Origin of the sequence: Rhodococcus sp. (in: high G+C Gram-positive bacteria) (assembly GCF_049591685.1) — a bacterium.
Taxonomy (GTDB): domain Bacteria; phylum Actinomycetota; class Actinomycetes; order Mycobacteriales; family Mycobacteriaceae; genus Rhodococcoides.
The window spans coordinates 1-5,056 of the sequence record NZ_JBAWFH010000061.1; the positions used below are offsets into that span (position 1 = coordinate 1).

Here is a 5,056-nt window from a genome sequence, read left to right on the forward strand (position 1 = left end):
GATCGCAGCCACCGAAGAGCGCGAGCGTGACGCCAAGAAGCGCGGCGGAGCCGTGTTCGCACCCGTCTTCGAGCTGCTTCCCGTCGAGATCGGCTTCCATCACCCGGCGCTCGCGGACGCCGTCGAACTCGTCTCCGGTTGGGCCCAGCGGTGCGGTCTCGACGTCGACATCGCCCGTGAACTCGCGCAGCGCATCCTTGTCGATCCCGTCGACTGGGTCAGCGAAATAGACGGAGTCGTCGACGCAGGCGCAGACTGGATCCTCGACCTCGGCCCCGGTGACCTGCTCACCCGTATGACCACCCCGGCATTGCGTGGTCAGGGCGTCGGGATCATCGCCGCATCGACCCGTGGTGGCCACCGAAACCTCCTCACCCCGGGCGCCGCGCCCGAGGTTCAGCCGTCCTGGTCCGAGTTCGCGCCCAAGCCGGTGACACTGCCCGACGGCCGCGTCGTCGTCGAGACGTCCTTCACCAAGATGACCGGACGCTCACCGATCCTGCTCGCCGGTATGACCCCGACGACCGTCGACGCCAAGATCGTCGCCGCAGCGGCCAATGCGGGCCACTGGGCCGAGCTCGCCGGCGGTGGCCAGGTCACCGAGGAAATCTTCACCGATCGCGTCGCCGAGCTGACGCAGCTGCTCGAGCCGGGCCGCGCGATCCAGTTCAACTCGCTGTTCCTCGACCCGTACCTGTGGAAGTTGCAGCTCGGTGGTCGTCGTCTGGTTCAGCGTGCTCGCGCTGCGGGTGCTGCGATCGACGGCGTCGTCGTGACCGCAGGCATCCCCGAACTCGAAGAAGCGGTCGCCCTCATCGAGGAGCTCACGGAGGCGGGCATCAGCTACGTCTCGTTCAAGCCCGGTACCGTCGCGCAGATTCGCGCCGTCATCCGGATCGCCAACGAGGTGCCGTCCTACCAGGTGAACGTCCACATCGAAGGTGGCCGCGCCGGCGGACACCACTCGTGGGAAGACCTCGACGACCTCCTGCTGTCCACGTACGCCGAATTGCGGTCGCGCCCCAACCTGGTCGTGTGTGTCGGCGGCGGAATCGGTACCCCCGAGCGTGCCGCCGAGTACCTCACCGGCACCTGGTCCGCGGTATACGGGTACCCGAAGATGCCGCTCGATGGCATCCTGGTCGGAACCGCGGCGATGGCGACCCTCGAAGCCACCACGTCTCCGGAGGTCAAGCAGCTCCTGGTCGACACTCCGGGAACACCCGAATGGGTCGGTGCCGGTACGGCCAACGGCGGAATGGCCTCCGGCCGTAGCCAGCTGGGCGCGGACATCCACGAGATCGACAACGCCGCATCACGCTGCGGGCGTCTGCTCGACGAGGTAGCCGGCGACGCCGAAGCGGTTGCGAAGCGTCGCGACGAGATCATCGCCGCCCTCGACGGGACGGCCAAGCCGTACTTCGGTGACATCGCCGAGATGACCTACCAGCAGTGGCTCACCCGCTACCTGGATCTGGCTATCGGCACGGACGCCTCCCGCGAATTCGATTGCGGCGGCGAGTTCACCGACGCTGTCAGCGAGGCCACCGAATCGGTGTGGCTCGATGTCACCTGGCGGACGCGTTTCCTCGAAATGCTCCAGCGCGCCGAGGCGCGTCTGCACCCGGTGGATCGTGGCCCCATTCCGACCCTCTTCGCCGACGCCTCGACGCTCGAACGTCCCCGCGCTGCGCTGCGTTCGCTGCTCGCGCAGTTCCCCGACGCAGGCGACGTCGCCCTGCATCCCGCAGACCTCACGTTCTTCACCTCGCTGTGCCGTATGCCGGGCAAGCCGGTCAACTTCGTCCCGGTCGTCGACGGCGACGTCCGCCGCTGGTGGCGCAGTGACTCCCTGTGGCAGGCACACGATGCGCGCTACTCCGCGGATCAGGTCTGCATCATCCCGGGCACCGTCGCGGTCGCCGGTATCACCCGCGTCGACGAGCCGGTCGGTGAATTGCTCGACCGCTTCGAGAAGGCAACCGCCGACACGCTGATCGCCGAGGGTGCAGAAGCCACGTCGATCGCCAGCCGTCGTCACGCCGAGATCGCCCCGGGACTGCTCGGCATCGTGCTCGCTGCCCCGGACGTCAACTGGGCCTCGCGCATGACGCAGAACCCCGTTGCGCGCCTGGGTGACCCGGCCGACTGGGTCGTCGAGTCGGAGACCGTGGCCGTTCATCCGCAGACCGGATCGACACTCGCCGTGCAGGATTCGGACCACGTCGAGCTCACCGTTCCGCTCGCCCCGGGCAAAGAGGTTCGTATCCGCCTCACCGTCCCCGCATCGACCATCGACGGCGGCGCACCTGTCGTCACCGCCGACGATGCCAGCGCATCCATGTCTTCACTCCTCGGAGTGGCTGCAGGACAGGACCTTCCGAAGGTCAAGAACGGCGCTGCACGCATCAGCCTGGCCTGGATCCCCGACATGGTCGCCGACCACGCCGGCGTAACCGGTTCGGGTCTGCCCGATTCGTTGACCGTCAGCGGAAAGGCCGTGCCCGACGTGCTCGTCGGTGCATGCTGGCCCGCAGTCTTCGCCGTCCTCGGTGCGACTCGTACCCAGTACGGCCAGGACGTCATCGAGGGCATGCTCGATCTGGTCCACCTCGACCACAGCATCGACCTCGTCGGTTCGCTTCCGAGCGACCCGTCCATCCTCGTCGTGAAGGCCGAAGCGGGCGAGGTGCTCGACACCGACCTCGGTCGTGTAGTCGAGGTGACCGTCGAGATCGGCGCCGCCCTCGGTGAGGGCACCGAAGCCCCGGCCGTCGCAACCCTGGTGGAGCGCTTCGCTATTCGTGGACGCACCGGCAAGGGCGAATTGGCCGACCCGGCTCGTGCCGGTGGTTCCCTTTCCTCGGAGGCCAAGGACACCCCGCGACGTCGCCGTCGCCAGACCACGATCGTCGCGCCGCGCAACATGGCCGCGTTCGCACAGGTCTCGGGTGACCACAACCCGATTCACACCTCGGATGCCGCAGCTCTGCTCGCCGGACTCGGCAGCCCGATCGTGCACGGCATGTGGCTTTCCGCCGCAGCCCAGCAGGTCGTCACAGCAGTCGACTACGCGGACACCAAAACTCCGCCGCGTCGTCTCACCGCCTGGACGACACGCTTCCTGGGCATGGTTCGCCCGGGTGCCGAAATCGACGTGCGGGTCGACCGCACCGGCTTCGATCAGGGCGCCGAACTCGTCGAGGTGTCCTGCCGCGTCGCAGGCGAACTCGTCATGGTCGCCACAGCGCGGACCGCACCGCCGAAAACCGTCTACGCCTTCCCCGGCCAGGGCATCCAGCGTCAGGGCATGGGTCTCGACGCTCGGTCCCGGTCCAAGGCCGCCCGTGAGGTATGGGAGCGCGCCGACAAGCACACCCGCACGGCACTCGGCTTCTCGATCCTCGCCGTCGTCCGGGACAACCCGACGTCGCTGAAGGCACGCGGAACCGTCCACAAGCATCCCGACGGCGTGCTGCACCTGACGCAGTTCACCCAGGTCGCGATGGCGGTGCTGGGTGTTGCCCAGGTCGCCGAGATGCGCGAATCCGGCGTCTTCGTGGAGAACTCCATCCTCGCCGGCCACTCCGTGGGTGAGTACAACGCCCTCGCCGCGGTCGCCGGTGTGCTTCCGCTCGAAGCTGTCCTCGAGGTCGTCTTCCAGCGCGGTTCAGCCATGCACGCTCTCGTGCCGCGCGACGCCGCAGGCCGAAGCAACTACCGCATGGCCGCCATCCGGCCCTCGCAGATCGGTCTCGCCGACGAGGACGTGCAGGCGTTCGTCGCCGGTGTCGCGGAAGAGTCCGGTGAATTCCTCGAAATCGTCAACCTGAACCTGCGTGGCTCGCAGTACGCCATCGCGGGCACGGTCGACGGTCTCGGCGAACTCGAGAAGAAGATCGCCGTCCGCCGCGCAGAGTTCGGTGGCAAGGCTGCCTACATCATGGTTCCCGGCATCGACGTGCCGTTCCACTCCACCGTGCTGCGTGGGGGAGTCGACGACTTCCGTACCCGCCTCGAGGCGCTGCTGCCTGCAGACCTCGACCCCGAGATCCTGCTCGGCCGCTACGTGCCGAACCTGGTCCCGAAGCCGTTCTCACTCGAGCGCGACTTCATCCAGGAGATTGCGGATCTGGTGCCGTCGGAGCCGCTGAACGGTGTGCTCGCCGACTTCGACTCGTGGGCCGCTCGTCCGCACGACCTTTGCCGCGTCGTGTTGACCGAACTGCTCGCATGGCAGTTCGCCAGCCCGGTTCGCTGGATCGAAACCCAGGATCTGCTGTTCGCCGACGAGTCCGATGGTGGACTGGGAGTCGAGCGCTTCGTCGAAATCGGTCTCAGCGCAACGCCGACCGTCGCGAACCTTGCGTCGCAGACCCTGAAGTTGCCGGGCCGCTTCGGTTTCCCCGTCGAGGTCCTCAATGTCGAGCGCGAAGCTGCGATCGTCTACGGCACCGACACCGATCCCGCTCCGGCAGACGAAGAAGAAGCTACTCCGGCTCCCGAGGCCGCTGCTGCTCCCGCGGCAGCGCCCGCCGCTGCTGCAGCGCCTGCCCCTTCTGCGGCACCGTCCGGCGGACCTCGTCCCGACGACATCGCCTTCAGCGCATCGGATGCCACCAAGATCTTGATCGGACTGTGGACCAAGCTGCAGCTCGACCAGATCGGACCCGCCGACACCATCGAGGCACTGTGCGACGGCGTCTCCTCGCGTCGCAATCAGCTGCTCGTCGACCTCGGATCCGAGCTCTCGCTCGGAGCCATCGACGGTGCCGCCGATGCCGACATGGGTGCTCTCTCCGGCACCGTCAACAAGTTGGCCCGTACCTACAAGCCGTTCGGCCCCGTGCTCAGCGATTCGATCAACGACCACCTGCGCAAGGTGTTCGGGCCCTCCGGACGTCGACCGGCGTCGATTGCGGATCGCGTCAAGAAGGCCTGGGAACTGGGCGACGGTTGGGCCAGCCACGTCACCGCCGAGGTCGCACTGGGCACCCGTGACGGAGCTTCGGTGCGCGGCGGAGCCCTCGGTGGCCTCGCCGACGGACCTCTGGCC

Annotated in this window: 1 protein-coding gene; it reads left to right on the forward strand. The window is 67.6% G+C overall.

From position 1 onward, the window contains the following. Nucleotides 1-5,056: fatty acid synthase subunit beta domain-containing protein (locus WBQ44_RS02830; RefSeq protein WP_495565224.1), on the forward strand; the 5,056-nt coding region annotated here is incomplete at both ends.